Source organism: Streptomyces sp. NPDC016459 (genome assembly GCF_040632845.1).
In the GTDB taxonomy this organism is placed as follows: Bacteria; Actinomycetota; Actinomycetes; order Streptomycetales; family Streptomycetaceae; genus Streptomyces.
The window spans coordinates 104,705-122,100 of sequence record NZ_JBEYCR010000008.1 but is presented as its reverse complement, the minus strand read 5'-3'; the positions used below and the strand labels follow the sequence as shown (position 1 = coordinate 122,100).

Below are 17,396 nucleotides of genomic sequence, written 5' to 3'. Positions count from 1 at the left end.
GGGACCGCGCTCACCCCGATGAGGAACCTGAACTCTCCGCGAATTTGCGGAGAACTCATCGAGGCCGACCGAGGCGCGAAAAGAATGGAGATCCCGGGTGCCGGACAATTCAATATAAACGGTGGATAAATTCGAGGGTGCATTGCGTGCGCACTCGAAACCGCTTTCCGCCGATGCGATTAGAACATCACCCGAGTCGGGGTGGCAAGCACGCCCCGCGAGGAGCGGTACTTGTACAACCGGAAACGGTTCCGGGAATGGGGAACCATTCAGTCCGACCTGTGCGGACGCGTCGGCGGAGCCCCGCGCGCGGCCCCGTCCGCTGCTTCTCCGTCCGCCGCCGGCCCGCCTTCCAGACGCAGCGCGGCCGCGGTCATCGCCAGCGTGGTGTGCCGGTACCAGGCCACCCAGCTGCGGACGTGATGGCTGCTCAGGCCGGCCCGGGCGTCTGCCTCGCGGACGGCTCGGGCGGCGGCGCGGCCGGCCGCCGCCGCGGCTCGGGCGGCGGGCAGGTCGGGTGCGGAGGCGGGCACGTGCAGCAGGAAGCGCGCGGTGTGTCCGGCGGGCCGCCGGCGGGCCAGCAGGGTGAGCCGGAAGCCGGGGGCGGGATGCCCGTAGACCGCCCCCAGGTCGCGGCCCAGAAGTTGCCAGGACTCCTCCCGGCCGGGCTTGCCGCCCGCGGCCGATAACTCGGACTCTGCCTGCACGCTGGGGAGTTGCGGGAGCTCGACGCAGAAGGGAAGCCGGCGGCGGCACAGCCACTGGCGCAGGTGCGGGTCGGCGAAGTCGGGGCCGCCGAACACCCAGCCGATCGGCACGGTCGCGGCGAGCGCCCGTTCCAGCATCTCCTGGCCGAGGGCGGCCATGCCGCGCGGCTGGGCCCGCTCAGGGGGCACGCCCGCGCGGGCGCAGCGCGCCGGGTCGGAGGTCCAACGGGGCGGCAGGTACAGCTCGCGGTCGATCAGCGCGCCCGCGCCGCCGGACACGTAGCACAGCAGGGCGGCGACCTGGGTGTTGCGCTCCCGGCCGGGAGCACGCGCCGAGGCGGGGGCGACCGCGACGGCCCCCGCTCCGGTCCGCGCCGTCTCGTGCCGGCAGAGCACCGCGTACGGGCCGGACGCCCCGAGCAGTGGCACCACGTGGGCGCGGACGCTGTCGCGCAGCAGGTCGGCGTCCCAGACCGTGCGGGTGAGCAGCCGCTGGGTGCTCCAGGCGTTGTCCGCGCCGGTGCGCGCGGCGATCTCGGCGGCTCCGCCGCGGGTCGGATCGGCCAGCAGCGCGCGGACGTAGGCGAGGGCGCTGTCGCGCGGCTCGGCCCGGGTGAAGTGCCGACCGAGCAGTCGCACCAGGTCGGGGCGGGTGGCGGGACCACCGGGCCGGGCTTGGGGTGAACGGGGCACTGCGACCATGGGCGGATCTCCGATAGGTCTAGACCTGCCGATTCTGCGGCGAGACTAGCGGAGCGTCGGGCATGTGGTAAGTCTTGATCGGACCGGATCGATCCGGTACGCGCGCGGATCCCAAGAGGACCGCGGCGGGGACCGCACGGACGCGAATCGCGCGCACGGCGGCCCGGCCCGCGGGTCGCCTACCGGTGACCGCACGGACGCGAATCGCGCGCACGGCAGCCCGCCCGCGAGGCGCGTACCGGTGACCGCGCCGCCGGACCGGCGCCCGCACGCACCGCCGGGCCGCCGCTCGACCCGGAGACCGCCGCCCCGCATCCCGGGCGGCTCCCGCACAACCCGGACCGCCGCCGTGCAACCCGGGCGGCCGACCCGGTGTTCTCCCTCTCGCCCGGCTCTCGGAGCCACCAGTCGAACCAGTGCGAGGCAGCAGATGACCGACAGCACCGAACTCAGCGCCACCCGGCTCGCCGATGCGATCCGCCGGCGGGAGATCTCTCCGGTCGAGGCCGTCCAGGCCGCACTGGACCGGATCGAGAAGACCGACCCCGCCGTGAACGCCTTCGTGACCGTCTGCGGCGAGCGCGCCCTGGAGCGGGCCGCCGACGCCGAGCGGGCCGTCGGCTCCGGCGCCGAGCTCGGCCCGCTGCACGGGGTGCCCATCGGGGTGAAGGACCTCGACCCCGTGGCCGGCGTGCGCATGGCCCGCGGTTCGCTGGTGTTCGCCGAGGACGTCCCGCAGGAGACCATCTCCTGCGTCGCCCGCCTCGAAGAGGCCGGGGCGATCGTCGTCGGGAAGACCAACACCCCCGAGTTCGGCTTCAAGGCCACCACCGACAGTGCCCTCTTCGGGCCAGCCTCCACGCCGTTCAACCCCGCGATGAACGCCGGCGGCTCGTCCGGCGGCAGCGCCGCCGCCGTAGCCGCCGGCATGGTGCCGCTCGCCCAGGGCTCCGACGCCGGCGGCTCGCTGCGCGTACCCGCCGCGTTCTGCGGGGTCTTCACCCTGATGCCCAGCTTCGGCCGGGTCGCCGTCCCCGCCAAGCCCAACGCCTTCCGGCGCTACAACCCGATGGTCTGCTACTCCACCCTCGCCCGCACCGTCGCCGACGCCGCCCTGGGCGTCGACCTGATGTCGGGCGAGCACCCGTACGACCCGTACTCGTACCCGGTGACCGGCCGACTCGCCGACGAGCTGCACGGCGACCTGACCGGGCTGACCGTCGCCTACAGCCCCGACCTCGGCGGGTACCCCGTCGAGCCCGAGGTCGAGGCCGTGGTGCGGGCTGCGCTGCCCGCACTGCGGGCGGCCGGGGCCACCGTCGAGGAGATCGACTTCGAACTGCCGCTGCCGCACGCCGAACTCACCGCCATGTGGCGCCGCTACCTGTCCGTCGCGCACGCCGAGTCCGCCGCCATCTCCCGCGACAGCGGCATCGACCTGCTCGGCGCCTACGCCGGCTCCATCGACCCCGGCTACCTCGACTCCGTACGCGTCGGACAGTCGCTCAGCGCCGTCGACTTCCGCCTGGAGGACCTCGGCCGCACGCGGGTGCTCTACGCCTTCGAGAGCGTCTTCGACCGCTACGACCTGATCGTCAGCCCGGTGAACTCCGTGGCCGGCATCCCCAACTCCCCCGGCCGCGACACCGTCGGCCCCGACACCGTCGCCGGGCAGCGCGTCGACCCGTACGTCGGCTGGTCCCTCACCAGCCCGTACAACCTGATCGGCAGCCCCGCCGCCTCCGTGCCCGTCGGCCGGGCGGGCAACGGCGTGCCCGTCGGCCTGCAGGTCGCCGCCCGCCGCCGAGGGGACGCGCTGGTCATCCGCGCCGCCGCCGCCCTGGAGAAGCACCGGCCCTGGGCCGCCGGCTACCGGGACCTCGGCCTGGGCGTCCTCAGCGCCTGACCCGGCGGCGGACGCAACCCGACCGGGCCGGCCGGTGTTCAAGCAGGGGAACGATCTTCCCGCGCGGACGGACCTCGCCGGCGGGGAGCGACGAGGGGAGACACCGTGCACGCCACCACCGGGCAGAGCGCCGGCGGACGAACCGGGCCCAGCGGCACCGCGCTGCTGGTCCTGCTGATCGGGCAGGCGATGGCCAACATCGACCTGGCCATTGTCAACCTCGCCGCTCCGGCGGTCAGCGCCGACCTGCACGTGAGCAGTTCCGAACTCACCCTGATGGTCACCGCCTACGCGCTGTGCTCGGCGGTCCTGCTGGCCCCGGCCGCCCGGCTCGGCGAGCGCCAGGGCGTGCGCCGCGTGTACCTGTGGGGCCTCGCCCTGTTCACCCTCGCCTCGCTCGGCTGCGGCCTGGCCGGCAGCACCCCGGTCCTCATCGCCGGCCGCTGCCTGCAGGGCGCGGCCACCTCGCTGATGATCTCCCAGGTCCTGGTCGGCATCCACCGCTGGTACACCGGCTCCGCCCGCGCCAAGGCCCTCGGCTGGAACGCCCTCACTCTCTCCGGCGGCGCGGCGCTCGGCCAGGTCCTCGGCGGCACCATCGTCTCCGCCGACATCCTCGGCACCGGCTGGCGCGCCGTCTTCCTGCTCAACGTGCCGATCGGCGTGCTGATCCTGGCGCTCGGCGTCACCCTGCTCCCGCACGACCGGCCGGCCCCCGCCGACGTCCGGCGCGGCGACAACGACGTACCCGGCACCGTGCTGCTCGCCGCCGCGACCCTCGCCGTCCTGATCCCGCTCAGTCTGGAGAAGCCGGACTGGATCTGGATCCTGCTGGCCGCCGCCGTCCCGCTCGGCGTCCAGCTGATCCGCACCGAGCGGCGCGTCATCGCCCGGGGCGACACCCCCGCGCTCGACCTGCGGCCGCTGTCCGCCCCCGCCGTCCGCTGGGCGCTTGCCTCGTACGCCGGGACCACGCTGACCTACCTGGCCATGCTCTACCTGCTCTCCCTGCACCTCCAGGGCCAGCTGCTGCTGCCCGCCTGGCAGGCCGGACTCGTGCCGCTGGGCTGGGTCCTCGCCTTCGGGCTGGCCGGGCCGGTCATCGGCCGGTCCCCGCAGCGGCTCGCCCGGCTGTTGCCGGTCATCGGCTGCGCCCTGCTCACCGCCGCCTACGCCCTCGCCCCCGTCGTCCCCGCGGGGGAGGGCACCGCCATCTGGCCGCTGACCGCCGTGCTGTGCGCCGGCGGCTTCGGGCTCGGCCTCAGCCACACCGCCCTGCTCAACCTGCTCACCACCGCCGTCCCGTCGCGCTTCGCGGCGACGCTCAGCGGGACCGTCAACACCCTCTCCACCGTCGTCGGTGTCACCGGCATCGCCTTGTTCGGAGCGGTCTACACCTGGCTCGGCCGCAGCGACGGAGTCGGTCCGGGGGGCGCCTGGGCGCTGGTCTGCGCCGGGCTCGCCCTGATCGCCGCGCTCTGCGGCCTGGCCGCGCTGCGGGCGGCGGCCACGGAGTCGGGTCCGGGGCAGGGATCGGGACCGGGACCGGAATCCGACGAGGAGGGGGCCGCGGCCGCCGCGCCGGGGCAGGCCGGGGCGGCGACCGTCGTTCCGAAGACCGGGGCAGGCCCCGCGGCCGGTGCAACCGAACCGGCGGGCCCGGTGTTCACCACCAGAGAACGACCCGGCGCGCCCGCCGCGGGCCGCGCTTCGGAAGCCGACCGCACCACGTAAGGACGAACCGCCATGACCGCGCTCCACCACCTCCACGCCAAGGCCGCGCTGTTCGACCTCGACGGCACCCTGGTGGCGACCGAGCACCGCAGCCGGGCCGCCTGGACCCGGCTGTTCACCACCCACGGCCTGCCCTGCGACGACGCCCTGCTCGCGACCTTCGTCGGGCGGCGCGGGCAGGAGGCCCTGGCCGACCACGTCGACCGCTTCCCCGGCCACACCGTCGACGAGCTGTTCGAGGAGGCCTGCGGCTACCTGATGGGCCCCGACAGCCCGCCGCCGTACGCCGTCCCCGGCGCCGCCGACCTCCTCGCCGACCTGCACGGCAGGGGCGTCCCGCTCGCGGTGGTCACCTCCGGCCTGCGTGCCCACGCCACCGAGCTGCTGGAACACGTCGGCGGGACCGGCCTGTTCCAGGTCATCGTCACCGCCGAGGACGTCACCGCCGGCAAGCCCGACCCGCAAGGTTTCCTCGCCGCTTGCCGCTCCCTCGGCGTCCACCCCGCCGACGGCCTCGCCTTCGAGGACGCCCCGGCCGGCATCCGCGCCGCCAAGGCCGCCGGGCTGCGCTGCGTCGCCCTCACCACCACCCACGGCGCGGCCGACCTCGCCCACGCCGACCTGGTGGTCCCCGACCTCACCGCGCTGCGCTGGACCGAGGTCGCCCCCGCGAGCTGACCGCCACCGTTCCTCCGGCGCCGCCCCCTCATCCGCTCACCTCTCCTGCCCGCTCACCGCCCACCCTGCTCTCATCCGCCCACCGCGCCCGTCGACACCGTGGGGAGACGACCGATGTCCGCCGCCCGCCCGTCCGAGCCCGCCGCGCTGGCCGCCGCCGTCACCAGCAGCCTGGTCCTGCTGCACGATCCGGTCGCGCGCGCCGTCGCCCCCGACTACTGGGACTGGTCCGCCGACGCCCACCGCACCGCCGCCAAAGCGCTCACCGCCCTCGACGACGAGCAGGTCGGGGCAGCCGCCGACCGGCTGACCGACGACCCGGCCGACGACCACGCCGCCGCCCGGCTCACCGCCGCGCTCACCGGACTGCTCGGTCGGCCCGAGGGCGAGGACGGGGCCGTCGACGCGCTGCGCGTGGCCGCCGCCCGCACCGAGTCGTTGTCCCGGCTGCTGGTCCAGCCCGGAGCGGCCGGCCGGCCGGCCGTGGGCCCCGCGCCGGACCCCGCCGAGCTGCTGGCCTCCGTGGCCCGCCCACCGCACCACGGCGGGCACCCCGTCGACGCGGCCGTCGTCATCCCGTTCCGCGCCCCCGACGGAGCCACCGGCCGGGTCCGCAACCTCGCGGCCGTGCTCAATGCTCTCGCCGACCAGTCGCACCCGCGTGAGCGCTATCGCGTCGTGGTGGTGGAGAGCGACGAACGGCCGCACTGGGACCGGATGTTCACCGACGCCTGCGACTCCTACGTCTTCGCCCCCGACCCGGGCCGGTTCAACAAGTCCTGGACCGTCAACGTCGGCGTGGTGCACGGGGCCCGGCCCGCCGAACTGGTCTGCGTCCTTGACGGCGACATCCTCGTCGACCGCGACTTCGTCGCGCGCGCCGTCGAGCGCTTCCGGCAGCCGGGCACCCAGGCGCACTGGCCGTTCGAGGACCTGCTGTTCCTCGACCCGGCCTCCAGCGCGGACGCCGTCCGCACCCGCTGCCTCGACCACCGGCCGGCCCCCGGCCAGGACCGGCTGCGCGGCGTCCACCTGCGTCGGCCGCCCGGCGGCTGCGTCTGGCTGCGTGAGGATCTCTACACCCGGATCGGCGGGATGGACGAGCGCTTCTGCGGCTGGGGCGGCGAGGACCAGGACTTCGTCTGGCGCGTCGAGCGGTACGGACCGATGGACCGGCACCGCGACCCGCTCGTCCACCTCCACCACGACCGGGCGGCCCACCGGGGCGACGACGACATCCCCTTCTACCAGGAGGTCGAACGTGCCGGCTTCTGCAGCTGGCCCTGCGACTCCGACTTCGGTCGCCTCGACCGGAACGGTGGCTGAGCGCCCGCTTCCGGCTGGTGGAGCGGGGGCGCCGGCCCCGTACCGCTCGGTCTTCGCCCGGCGCCCGCCGGGCGCCTCCTCAGTGCTCCGCAACGGAGAGTGCTGCGAGGGCCCGTTGCCCGTCACGCTGGCGGCTTGACAACAGCATGGGGATGTTCCTTCCTGATCAAGCTGACCCGCCGGGGCCTGCACGGCGCGAGCCACACAGGCCCCGCGACCGGCACCGGGACTGTCCCTGCCGGCTGCGGCTCGATCGCCCGCACCCGACGATCCCGCGCGCCTCGCGGACACGGAGTGGCCGGGAGCGCCGATCCCGGCCACGTGGCCCATGGGCGCCCGGCGGCCGGTGGCGGCCGCCGGGGTTCATGCGGTGACGGTCATGAACGGCCGGTCACTGGTAGACCCGCACGTAGTCCACCAGCATCTTCGCCGGGAAGGGAGTCGAGGCGTCGGTCGGTCCGGGCCAGTCGCCGCCGACGGCGAGGTTGAGGATCAGGTAGAAGGGGTGATCGAAGACCCACGGGCCGCGGGTCCGCTCGATCTCGGCCTTGTCGAGTGTGAGGACGGTCCGGCCGTCGAGGCTGTAGACGATGCCCTTGCTGTCCCAGTGCGCGGCCCACACGTGGAAGTCGTCGGAGTAGTCGACGTCCCCCGGAAGCCGGTAGGACGCTCCGATGCCACCACCACCGTTGTACGCCGGAGCGTGGACGGTCGAGTACGAGGTCTTCACGTCCTTGCCGAGGACCTCCATGATGTCGACCTCGCCGTTGTACGGCCACGGGCGGCCGTCGAGGAAGTCGGCGCCCATCATCCAGAAGGCGGGCCACAGTCCGTTGCCCTTGGGCACCTTGATCCGTGCCTCGACCCTGCCGTACGTGAACTCGAACTTGTTGCCGGTGTTCATCCGGGCTGAGGTGTACTGGCAGGTGCCGCTCCCGGTGAGCGGGTCGGTCGGGCACGAGGTGCCGGGGGTGGCCTGCTTGCGGGCCTCTATGACGAGGTGCCCTGCGCCGTCCATGCTCGCGTTGTCGTGGTTGGTGTAGTACTCCAGCTCGTTGTTGGGGCCGGTCCCGGGGTCCGCGGTCCACTTGGCCGGGTCCGGCTTGGTGCCCGCCGGGGTGTTGAACTCGTCCTGCCAGACGATCCGGGGCGGGTCGGCGGGGTCGGGCGGCAGCGGAGGCGGGGTGATCGGCGCTCCGCCGGTGCCGTACACCTGGAACTCCCACAGGGAGTAGCCGTACTGGGTGGCCCGCTGGGTGCCATACATGCGGACGTACCGGACGGTGCCGGACACGGCCAGGGTCTGCTTCAACCCGGTCCCCGTCGTGGTCGAGTAGATCGGGGTCCAGTTCGCGTTGTCGGGAGAGACCTGGATCTGGAACGCCTTGGCGTACGCCGGGTCCCACTGGAGCACCACCCTGCTGATCTGCGCCGTCGCGCCCAGATCGACGGAGATCCAGGCCGGGTCGACCCAGCCGTTCGTGGGACTGGTCGCCCAGCGGGAGGCGGGGTCGCGGTCGAAGGCGCGGGCCGGGGTGCACTCCCAGCAGTGTCCGTCGGTCTGCGAGCTGGACGCCGCGCCGGTCCTGCCGTAGGACAGGAGCTTCTCACCGGGGGCGGGGTCCGGGTCGCCGCCGGTGTCCTTCGTGCCGTACACCTGGAACTCCCACAGGGAGTAGCCGTACTGGGTGGCCCGCTGCGTGCCGTACACGCGGACGTACCGGCCGGTTCCCGATACGCTCATCCGCTGATTGCCACCGGGGCCCACGGAGGTCTCGTGCACCGTGGACCAGGTACGGGCGTCGGCGGACACCTGGACCTGGAACGCCTTGGCGTAGGCGGCTTCCCAGCTCAGGGAGACCTCGCTGATCTTGGCGGAAGCACCCAGGTCGACCTGGATCCACTGGGGGTCGGCGAAGGCGCTGGACCAGCGGGTGCCGAGGTCGCCGTCCACGGCGTTGGCGCCGGCGAACGGGTTCTCCGTGGATGAGACCGTCACCGGTCTGCCTTGGGAGAGCAGGGTGTCGGCGGCGTGGGCTGGCGGAGGGCCGGACAGGCCGGCGAGCGACAGCAGGGTGACCGCGAGGGCTATGAGCAGGCCCAGGCGGCGGCGCATCGGACTCATGGCGGCTCCTCGAAGCGGATGCGTGGGGTGAGAACGTCAGGGAGCGCTCCCTGGAGGGGGAGCCTGCTGCTGTCGCGAGGAGGTGTCAAGGGTCTCGACACGGCAGGAGGAAGCATGGCCTCAGCATCTGATGGACAATCAAAACTTGTCTATCGCAGCCTAATTGTGGACAGTTCCCTCGTCGCGTTGGTCAGACGGCAGTCATCGTCGAGTGGGTCCACTTCCCGGTCGTGTCCCGGCAGGCGCCCGCCCACCCCGCCCTTGGCCAGGGAGCGCTCCCTGAACGCCACGGCGTCGGCGGCATGTGGACTACCGGAACGGAACGGTCCCGCACGAGTGCCGGTCCTCTTCCGGACCGGGGGATTGCGGACGCCCGGGCATTTCGTAAGGTCGGGGCAGGACGATGTGCCGACGCGGCCCCGTCCGGACGGCGGTTCGGCGACACCGAGCGCCGCGACAGTACGGGCACGACAGACGGGGGCGGCAGATGGCACCGGGGGCAGCGAGGCGGTCCGGGGCGAAGCGACCCACGTTGGACGTAGTCGCGGCACGTGCCGGCGTGTCCAAGTCGAGCGTGTCGCGGGTGGTCAATGGTGAACACACCGTTGCGCCGGAGATCCGGGACGTGGTGATGCGCGCCGTACGCGAACTGGGATACGTCCCCAATGCGGCGGCCCGCAAACTGGTGACGCGCAGGACGGACGCGATCGCGATGGTCGTCTCCGACCCGCCGCAGGGAGTGCTCTCCGACGACCCGCTGTTCTCCACCGTGGTGCGGGCCGCAAGCCGCGAACTGGAGGCGGCCGACAAACAGGTGGTGCTCATGCTCGCGGAGTCCGACCGGAGCCGGGCCCGCGTCGAAAGCTACGTGGCCGCCGGCAACGTGGACGGCGTCCTTCTCCTCTCCCTGCACGGCGCCGACCCGCTGCCCGCCCTGCTGGCCAGGACTTCGCTGCCGATTGTCTCCTTCGGCCGCACCGCGGCCCCGGCCGTGCCCTACGTGGACCTGGACAACGTCGGCGGTGCCGACCTCGCCGTGCGCCATCTCCTGAACCGAGGGCGGAAACGCATCGCCACCGTCACCGGGCCACTGGATCTCAGCGACGCCCGCGAACGCCTCGCGGGCTACCGCGAGACCCTGGGCGCCACCGGACGGCGCCCGTTGGTGGCGCTGGGCGACTTCACCCGGATCTCCGGCGCCGAAGCGATGCGTCAGCTCCTGGCCGACGAGCCGTCCCTCGACGCGGTGTTCGCAGCCAACGACCTGATGGCGATCGGTGCTCTGCGGACATTGAGGGAGATGGGGCGGCGCGTACCGGACGATGTTGCCGTCGTCGGCTTCGACGACATCGAGGCCGCTGCCTACAGTGCCCCGCCGCTGACCACGGTGCGCAGCCCGATGGCCGACCAGGCGTCGGCCGCCGTCCGCCTCCTGCTCGGCCTGCTGGCAGGGCAGGCCCTGGAGCCTGTGATCATGCCCAACGAACTGGTGGTGCGGGAGTCCACCTGAACGAAACGGAGACTTGGCGCCGCTGAAGGACCGCACGCGTGTTTCCGGCCGCATCGACCGCTACGTCGGGACGCCGGCACGGCGCCTGTCCACCGAAGAGACGGCAGTATGGCGGTGCGGCGGCGAGAAGCGGGGATGAGGTCGTGGTGCGGCGGGCACGCCCGTCGGACGAGGAGATGCTGCGCGGCACCGACGTTGTCGCCAGCGGTGCCGAGCGACGGACGAGCATGCAAGGGCGGTGTGAGAGCGGAGTGGCCGCCGTGGCGGGGGCCTCGTCGTAGGTGCCGTTGACGGTGACGAAGGGGAAACCCTGGCCGAACGGCAACTGCTGCAGTCTCGTGACGTCGGGTGTACTCCTATGGAGGTTCGGGGGTACGGCTTGCCCACGATTGGGAACGTGCCCATAGAGTGCGACGTGCAGCCCTTCGTCGTACAGAACAGGAGTTGTGAGTGAGCGAGCAGATCATCCGCTGGGGAATCCTGGCCACTGGTGGCATGGCCGCCGCCTTCACCGAGGACCTTCTGCGTGAACCAGGGGCTCAGGTGGCCGCCGTGGGGTCGAGATCGGAGGCTGCCGCGAGGCAGTTCGCGCAGCGGTACGGCATACCCCAGGCCTACGGCAGCTGGCATGAGCTGGCGGCCGACCCGGAGGTCGACGTCGTCTACGTCGCCACTCCCCACGCCAACCACGTGGCGGCCGCGACGGCCTGTCTGGAGGCGGGCAAGCCGGTGTTGTGCGAGAAGCCGTTCGCGCTGAGCGGCCACCAGGCCCGCCTCCTGACCGAACTCGCCACCGAGCAGGGTTTGTTCCTGATGGAGGCGATGTGGACGTACGTGCATCCGCTGGTGCGCCGTGTCGTGGAACTGGTGGCCGACGGGGCCATCGGTGAGATCCGCGCGCTGCACGCCCACTTCGGAGGGCGAGTGACCGTGCCGCCGGAGCACCGGCTCTGGGACCCCGCCACCGGTGGTGGCGCGCTGCTGGATCTCGGCACCTATCCGGTGTCGTTCGCGCATCTGCTCCTCGGCGCGCCGGAGTCGGTCGCGGCGCACGCACGGTTGTCGCCGCAGGGCGTCGACGAGCAGACCGGCATCCTGCTCGGACACTCGGGCGGGGCCATGGCCGTGCTGTCGTGCTCCCTGCTCGCCGACGACGAGCGCAGGGCGGTGGTGTACGGCACGGCGGGACGCATCGAGATTCCTGCCGACTTCTACAACCCGTCCGCTCTCGTGCTGCACCGCGACGGACACGAGCCGCAGACGTACACGGCACCGCCACAGCGGGGCAACGGCTACGGCCACCAGGCGCGGGAGGTGATGCGGTGCCTGCGGTCGGGACTGACCGAGTCGCCGCTGGTGCCGCTGGCCGGCACCCTGGCGGTCATGGACACCCTGGACGCGGTCCGCGCACGGATCGGCGTGCGCTACCCGGGGGAGTGAACGGAGGGAAAGGGCGAGCCCGCCTCCGGGCCCCCGGGCGAGGGGCTGCGGGGGCGGGCTCGCGCTGCGGCACCGTGCGGCGCGAGGAGGCGCCCCACCAAGCCTGGTCAGGCGCCGGGCAGGACGCCGGTACGGGCCACTCCGGAGTACCAGCGAGCACTGGCCTTGGGGATGCGGGTACCCGTCGGGTAGTCGACGTAGACGGCGCCGAAACGCTTGCTGTAGCCGTGGGCCCACTCGAAGTTGTCGAGCAGCGACCAGAGGAAGTAGCCCCGTACGTCCGCGCCGTCCGCGATGGCCCGGTGGACGGCGGCCAGGTGGCCGCGCAGGTAGGCGATGCGGGCGGGGTCGTTGACGTTGCCGGAGGGGTCGGCGTAGTCGTCGAACGCGGCGCCGTTCTCGGTGATGACCAGCGGCACCTCGGGGAAGTCGGAGGCCAGCCGACGCAGAAGGTCGTACAGACCGCTGGGATCGACGGCCCAGCCCATGGCGGTGGTGTCGCCGGGCGGCTGGTGGAAGGCGACCTGGTCGGCGGCCGGCCACGGGCTGTGGGTGCTCCTGCCGTGGCCGTCCGAGGTGTGGGTGCCGCTGCCGTCGGCCCGCGAGACGAGGGTGGGCGTGTAGTAGTTGACGCCGAGGAAGTCGAGTGGCCGGTGGATCTGCTGGAGGTCGCCGTCGCGGACGAAGGACCAGTCGGTGAGCGCCGCGGTGTCCTTGAGCAGGTCCTCCGGGTAGGCGCCTCTCAGCATCGGTCCGGTGAAGACCCGGTTGGCCAGTGCGTCGATGCGACGGACCGCGTCGGCGTCGGCTTCGGCACCGGTGAGCGGGCGGACGTGGTGGATGTTGAGCGTGACCGAGCACCGGGTGGGAGCAGGGGTCCGGTCCCGCACCGCCTGGACGGCCAGGCCGTGGGCCAGGTTGAGGTGGTGGGCGGCGCGCAGGGCGGCGACCGGGTCGGTGCGGCCGGGTGCGTGTACGCCGGAGCCGTAGCCGAGGAAGGCGCTGCACCAGGGCTCGTTGAGGGTGGTCCAGGTGTTCACCCGGTCCCCGAGTGCGTCGGCGGCCAGGGCCGCGTATTCGGCGAACCGCTCCGCGGTGGCGCGCTCCGGCCAGCCGCCGGCGTCCTCCAGCTCCTGCGGCAGGTCCCAGTGGTAGAGGGTGGCGACGGGCTGGATGCCCTTGCCGAGGAGTTCGTCGACGAGACGCCGGTAGAAGTCGAGACCCTTCTGTACGGCGGGGCCGCGGCCGGAGGGCTGGATGCGGGGCCAGGCGAGGGAGAAGCGGTAGGCGCCGATGCCGAGGTCGGCCATGAGGGCGACGTCCTCGCGCCAGCGGTGGTAGTGGTCGGTGGCCGTGTCACCGGTGTCACCGTTGCGGACGCGGCCGGGGGTGCGGGCGTAGGTGTCCCAGATGGACGGCGTGCGACCGTCCTCCGCGGCTGCCCCCTCGATCTGGTACGAGGCGGTCGCGGAGCCCCAGACGAAGTCCTCGGGGAAGGTGCGGGAGGCCTCTGGGGCGGAAACGGCCTGCTGCTGCGCTGCGGTGACCACGTAGGTCCTTTCCTGGTGGGGTGTCGGATGTTCGGGGGTGTGCGAAGTGGCGGGCGGCCGGGCGGCGCGGGACGGCGGCCGTCCGGCCGGCCGGTGCGGCGGGTCAGCCCTTGACGGCGCCGGCCATGATGCCGCTGACGATCTGACGGCCGAAGACGATGAACATCGCAAGGAGTGGCAGCGTGCCGAGGAGGGCGCCTGCCATGATCAGGGACTGGTCCCGGACGTATCCGGCGCTGAGCTGGGTGAGGGCGACGGGGACGGTCGGGTTCGTCATGTCGAGCACCACGAAGGGCCAGAAGAAGTCGTTCCAGGCGTGCACGAACGTGATCATGAACAGGACGGCCATCGCGGGCCGCGCCACGGGCAGCACGATGCTCCAGAAGATGCGAAGGGAGTGCGCGCCGTCCACGCGGGCGGCCTCGACCAGCTCGTCCGGCAGGGCTTCCGACAGGTACTGCCGCATGAAGAAGACACCGACCGCGCTCACCAGGGTGGGGAAGATGACGGCGGGCAGTTCCTGCGACCAGCCCAGCTCGGACATCATCATGAACAGCGGGACGACACCGAGCTGGGGCGGCACCATCATGGTCCCGATCACGAGCATGAGCAGGACGTTGCGGCCCTTGAAGCGCAGCTTGGCGAAGGCGAACCCGGCCAGCGTCGCGAACATGACCGTGGACAGGGCGATGAAGCCGGCCACGATCAGGCTGTTGAACATGGCCTTGCCCATCGCCGCCTCGTCCCAGGCTCGGGCGAGGTTGTTGAAGAGGTTCGGGCCGGGCAGGAGCGGCGGGGGTGTCTGGCTGACCCGGGTGTTGTCGGTCGAGGCGGCCACCATCGTCCAGTACAGCGGGAAGACCGACACGACGGCCGTGATCGAGAGCAGGACGTAGGCGAGCGGGCCCGCGTGGTGCTGGCGGCCGGCACCCCGGCCGAGCATCCGCCGACCGGCGCGGGCGGCAGTCTTCTTCGGGGCGGTCCGGACCGGCGCGTCCGTCCGGACCGGGAGGCTTTCTGTGGTCATGGAGACTCCTGGTCAGGACGTGCGGGAACGCAGGCGCCCGATGAGGCGCTGCGCCACGAAGACGAGGACGAGCAGCAGGAACATCGCCCAGGCGACGGTCGCCGAGCGGCCCATCTGGTAGTTCTTCCAGCCCTCCTCGTACAGCAGCAGACCCAGCGTCTGGTACTGGTTGTCCGCGCCGCCCGTCACTCCGTTGGGGCCCTGTCCGAAGATCAGCGGCTCGCCGAACAGCTGCGTCGCGCCGATGGTGGAGAGCACGATGGTGAAGACGATGGTGGAGCGGATCCCCGGCACGGTGACGTGAGTGAACTGCTTCCAGCGGGAGGCCCCGTCGATGGCGGCGGCCTCGTAGCGCTCGGCGGGGATGGCCTGCATGGCGGCCAGGTAAAGCAGCGCGTTGTATCCGGTCCAGCGCCAGATGACGATGGTGGAGATCGCGGCCTGGGCGGGCCACTTGTCCGCCTCCCAGTCCACCGGGTCCAGGCCGACCAGTCCGAGTGCCCAGTTGATCATGCCGAAGTCGCGTTCGAAGAGCATGGTGAACACGAGGGCGGCGGCACCGACCGAGGTGGCGTAGGGGACGAGCGAGGCGATGCGGAAGAAGAGCGAGCCGCGCATCTTGTAGTTGAGCAGATGGGCCAGACCGAGCGCCATCAGCAGCTGCGGCACCGTGGAGATGACGCCGATGGTGACGGTGTTGGCCAGGGCGTTCCAGAACCGGGCGTCGTTCCAGAGTTCGACGTAGTTGTCGAACCGCACCCACTCCATGACGTCGAGAGTGGCCAGCTCCACCCGGTGCAGGGAGATCCAGGACGTGTAGACGAGGGGGTAGAAGCTGAACGCGGCGAACACGACGAAGAACGGGGCGACGAACGCGTACGGCGCGCCCCTGACGTCCAGCCGGTGCAGCAGCGCGCCGCTCCGCCGACCCGCGTTTTCGCCGCCCGGAGTGCGGGACGGTCCGCGACGCCCCTGGCCGGCTCGGGCCTTGGTGGTGGAAGTGGCCACCGGAGTTCCTTCCTGAGAGCAAGCAGAGCAGAGAGGTGAGCCGTTCCCCCGGGCCCGCCGGCGTGGTGCGGGCGGGCCCGGGCGGCCGGAGGAGCGACGGTCAACCGACCGCCTTCTCGATGCGCTGCGCGGTGGTCTCCCAGGCCTTGTCCCGCGAGGTGCCCTGCTCGATCAGGGTCAGCCCCTGGGAGAAGGTGTCCTTGATCGTGCCGTCCTTGCGGCCGAGGACCTGCTTGGCCGGGATCTCCCGGGCGGCCGCGCCGAAGATCTGGCCGATCGGGGCGTTGTCGAAGTACTCGGAGGTGACGTTCCGGACCTCGGGGGCCTCCAGCGCCTTCTGCGAGGACGGGACGCTGCCCTGCTTCTGGAAGATGTGCACCTGCTGTTCGGGGGCGGTCAGCCAGGCGACGAGCTTCTTGGCCTCTTCCTGCACCGGGCTCTGCTTCACCACGCCGAGGAAGGAACCGCCCCAGTTGGCGCCCTTGGGCGCCTTGGCGACGTCCCACTTGCCCTTGTTGGCCGGACCGGCCTTCTCGCCGATGTGGCCGAGCATCCAGGCGGGGCAGACGGTCGTGGCGAACGTGCCGTTGGCCAGGCCGGGGTCCCAACCGGGCTGGAACTGGCGCAGCTTGGCGGTCAGGTCGGCTTCGGCGGCGTCGGCGGCGAGGTTCCAGGCCTCCTTGACGACGGGGTTCTTGTCGTAGATCAGCTCGCCCCGGGCGTCGTAGTACTGCTCGGAGTGCCCGTAGACCATGGCGTTGAACAGACCGCTGGCCGCGTCCATGTAGGCCACGCCGTCACCCTTGAAGTCCTTCTTGAAGGTGCGGCCGACCTCCACGTACTTCTTCCAGTCGCCCTGCCACAGCTTGGCGACCTCCTCGCGGTCGGTGGGCAGACCGGCCTTCTCGAAGTGGTCCTTGCGGTAGCAGATGGCCATCGGGCCGATATCGGTGCCGAGACCGAGCACCCTGCCGTCGGTGGTGGTGATCTGGGACTGCTTCCAGGGCAGGAAGTGGTCGGTGCCGCTCATGCCGGCGAAGTCCGCGAACTTGTCGGCCTGGGTGTCGACGATCTCCTTGGCCCGGCCGATCTCGATGCCCTGGATGTCCTTCAGGCCCTTGCCGCCGGCCAGCCGCGTCTGCAGGGCGGTGTAGTAGGTCTGCTCGTCACCGGCTATCTCGGCCTTGATGTCGACGTTCGGGTTCTCCTTCTCGTACTGCTCCAGGAGGCCCGTCTCCTTGAAGCCCATCACCCCGTACATCCCCATGGTGATGGTGACCTTGCCGTCCTTCTCGCCACCGCCCGTCGCCGAGTCGTCACCGCCTCCACAGCCGACGACGAGTGCGAGCGCACCGACGGCCGCGGTGACCGCGACCGCTCTCGTACGGGGTGTCCTGCGAACTGTGCTCATGACTTTCCTCCTAGCGGCGGCGCTGACGCACCGGAGTGGCGGCTGGGCGTGGGGCAACGACGGATCAACACGTGATGGGAACGTGCCCATCGAGGGGTGGGAACGTGCCCACCGGCGGTTGGAAGACTCCTGGGTGTCGTACGCGCATGTCAATGGCTTGTAAACAATTCCCTACGCCGAAACGGTCATCAGCGTTCGTTTCATGGCGTTGGGAAGGTGACGTCATCGCTGGCCCGTCTGCCACAATTACCGCTGATCACATCCGCGGCGAT

12 protein-coding genes are annotated in these 17,396 nt (G+C 71.9%); 6 read left to right on the top strand and 6 right to left on the bottom strand.

Annotation, left to right across the window (positions count from 1 at the left end; genetic code table 11):
• Nucleotides 1–269 precede the first annotated feature (269 nt).
• Nucleotides 270–1,409: a transposase gene (locus tag ABZ567_RS20805; RefSeq protein ID WP_360792012.1), complete on the bottom strand. Its 1,140-nt coding sequence runs from the start codon at nucleotides 1,407–1,409 to the stop codon at nucleotides 270–272.
• 430 nt (nucleotides 1,410–1,839) lie between these two features.
• On the opposite strand from ABZ567_RS20805, the gene ABZ567_RS20800 reads away from it, so the two are divergent.
• The 4 genes from ABZ567_RS20800 (at nucleotide 1,840) to ABZ567_RS20785 (ending at nucleotide 7,053) form a co-directional block, all read left to right on the top strand.
• Nucleotides 1,840–3,315: an amidase family protein gene (locus tag ABZ567_RS20800; protein ID WP_360792009.1), complete on the top strand. Its 1,476-nt coding sequence runs from the start codon at nucleotides 1,840–1,842 to the stop codon at nucleotides 3,313–3,315.
• 105 nt (nucleotides 3,316–3,420) lie between these two features.
• Nucleotides 3,421–5,049 carry an MFS transporter gene (locus ABZ567_RS20795; protein WP_360792006.1) on the top strand — a complete coding sequence of 543 codons (1,629 nt, stop codon included), beginning with the start codon at nucleotides 3,421–3,423 and terminating at the stop codon, nucleotides 5,047–5,049.
• Nucleotides 5,050–5,061: 12 nt separating this feature from the next.
• On the top strand, nucleotides 5,062–5,727 hold the full coding sequence (locus tag ABZ567_RS20790) for an HAD family phosphatase (RefSeq protein ID WP_360792003.1): 666 nt from the start codon (nucleotides 5,062–5,064) through the stop codon (nucleotides 5,725–5,727).
• A 114-nt stretch (nucleotides 5,728–5,841) separates the two neighbouring features.
• Entirely contained in the window at nucleotides 5,842–7,053 is a 1,212-nt protein-coding gene (locus ABZ567_RS20785) for a galactosyltransferase-related protein (RefSeq protein WP_360792000.1), read from the top strand.
• 391 nt (nucleotides 7,054–7,444) lie between these two features.
• Here the strand turns inward: ABZ567_RS20785 and ABZ567_RS20780 are convergent, their stop codons facing one another.
• On the bottom strand, nucleotides 7,445–9,178 hold the full coding sequence (locus ABZ567_RS20780; protein ID WP_360791997.1) for a discoidin domain-containing protein: 1,734 nt from the start codon (nucleotides 9,176–9,178) through the stop codon (nucleotides 7,445–7,447).
• Nucleotides 9,179–9,665: 487 nt separating this feature from the next.
• On the opposite strand from ABZ567_RS20780, the gene ABZ567_RS20775 reads away from it, so the two are divergent.
• Nucleotides 9,666–10,688 (top strand): LacI family DNA-binding transcriptional regulator, encoded by a 1,023-nt coding sequence (locus ABZ567_RS20775; protein ID WP_360791994.1) that lies wholly within the window; start codon nucleotides 9,666–9,668, stop codon nucleotides 10,686–10,688.
• Between the two features lie 450 nt (nucleotides 10,689–11,138).
• Nucleotides 11,139–12,128: a Gfo/Idh/MocA family oxidoreductase gene (locus ABZ567_RS20770; RefSeq protein WP_360791991.1), complete on the top strand. Its 990-nt coding sequence runs from the start codon at nucleotides 11,139–11,141 to the stop codon at nucleotides 12,126–12,128.
• A 107-nt stretch (nucleotides 12,129–12,235) separates the two neighbouring features.
• Here the strand turns inward: ABZ567_RS20770 and ABZ567_RS20765 are convergent, their stop codons facing one another.
• The 4 genes from ABZ567_RS20765 to ABZ567_RS20750 all read right to left on the bottom strand — a co-directional run bounded on the left by ABZ567_RS20765 (nucleotide 12,236) and on the right by ABZ567_RS20750 (nucleotide 17,124).
• On the bottom strand, nucleotides 12,236–13,678 hold the full coding sequence (locus ABZ567_RS20765; RefSeq protein ID WP_360791988.1) for a GH1 family beta-glucosidase: 1,443 nt from the start codon (nucleotides 13,676–13,678) through the stop codon (nucleotides 12,236–12,238).
• Between the two features lie 103 nt (nucleotides 13,679–13,781).
• Nucleotides 13,782–14,705 carry a carbohydrate ABC transporter permease gene (locus ABZ567_RS20760; RefSeq protein ID WP_360791985.1) on the bottom strand — a complete coding sequence of 308 codons (924 nt, stop codon included), beginning with the start codon at nucleotides 14,703–14,705 and terminating at the stop codon, nucleotides 13,782–13,784.
• A 12-nt stretch (nucleotides 14,706–14,717) separates the two neighbouring features.
• Nucleotides 14,718–15,713 carry a sugar ABC transporter permease gene (locus ABZ567_RS20755; protein ID WP_360791982.1) on the bottom strand — a complete coding sequence of 332 codons (996 nt, stop codon included), beginning with the start codon at nucleotides 15,711–15,713 and terminating at the stop codon, nucleotides 14,718–14,720.
• A 100-nt stretch (nucleotides 15,714–15,813) separates the two neighbouring features.
• A complete protein-coding gene (locus tag ABZ567_RS20750; protein ID WP_360791979.1) occupies nucleotides 15,814–17,124 on the bottom strand; it encodes an extracellular solute-binding protein in 1,311 nt (436 codons plus the stop codon).
• Nucleotides 17,125–17,396 lie beyond the last annotated feature (272 nt).

Excerpts from the sequence above, each read along its gene's own strand:
- ABZ567_RS20805 (WP_360792012.1), bottom strand. The coding sequence starts at position 1,409 with ATGGTCGCAGTGCCCCGTTCACCCCAAGCCCGGCCCGGTGGTCCCGCC.
- ABZ567_RS20800 (WP_360792009.1), top strand. The coding sequence starts at position 1,840 with ATGACCGACAGCACCGAACTCAGCGCCACCCGGCTCGCCGATGCGATC.
- ABZ567_RS20790 (WP_360792003.1), top strand. The coding sequence starts at position 5,062 with ATGACCGCGCTCCACCACCTCCACGCCAAGGCCGCGCTGTTCGACCTC.
- ABZ567_RS20785 (WP_360792000.1), top strand. The coding sequence starts at position 5,842 with ATGTCCGCCGCCCGCCCGTCCGAGCCCGCCGCGCTGGCCGCCGCCGTC.
- ABZ567_RS20780 (WP_360791997.1), bottom strand. The coding sequence starts at position 9,178 with ATGAGTCCGATGCGCCGCCGCCTGGGCCTGCTCATAGCCCTCGCGGTC.
- ABZ567_RS20775 (WP_360791994.1), top strand. The coding sequence starts at position 9,666 with ATGGCACCGGGGGCAGCGAGGCGGTCCGGGGCGAAGCGACCCACGTTG.
- ABZ567_RS20760 (WP_360791985.1), bottom strand. The coding sequence starts at position 14,705 with ATGACCACAGAAAGCCTCCCGGTCCGGACGGACGCGCCGGTCCGGACC.
- ABZ567_RS20750 (WP_360791979.1), bottom strand. The coding sequence starts at position 17,124 with ATGAGCACAGTTCGCAGGACACCCCGTACGAGAGCGGTCGCGGTCACC.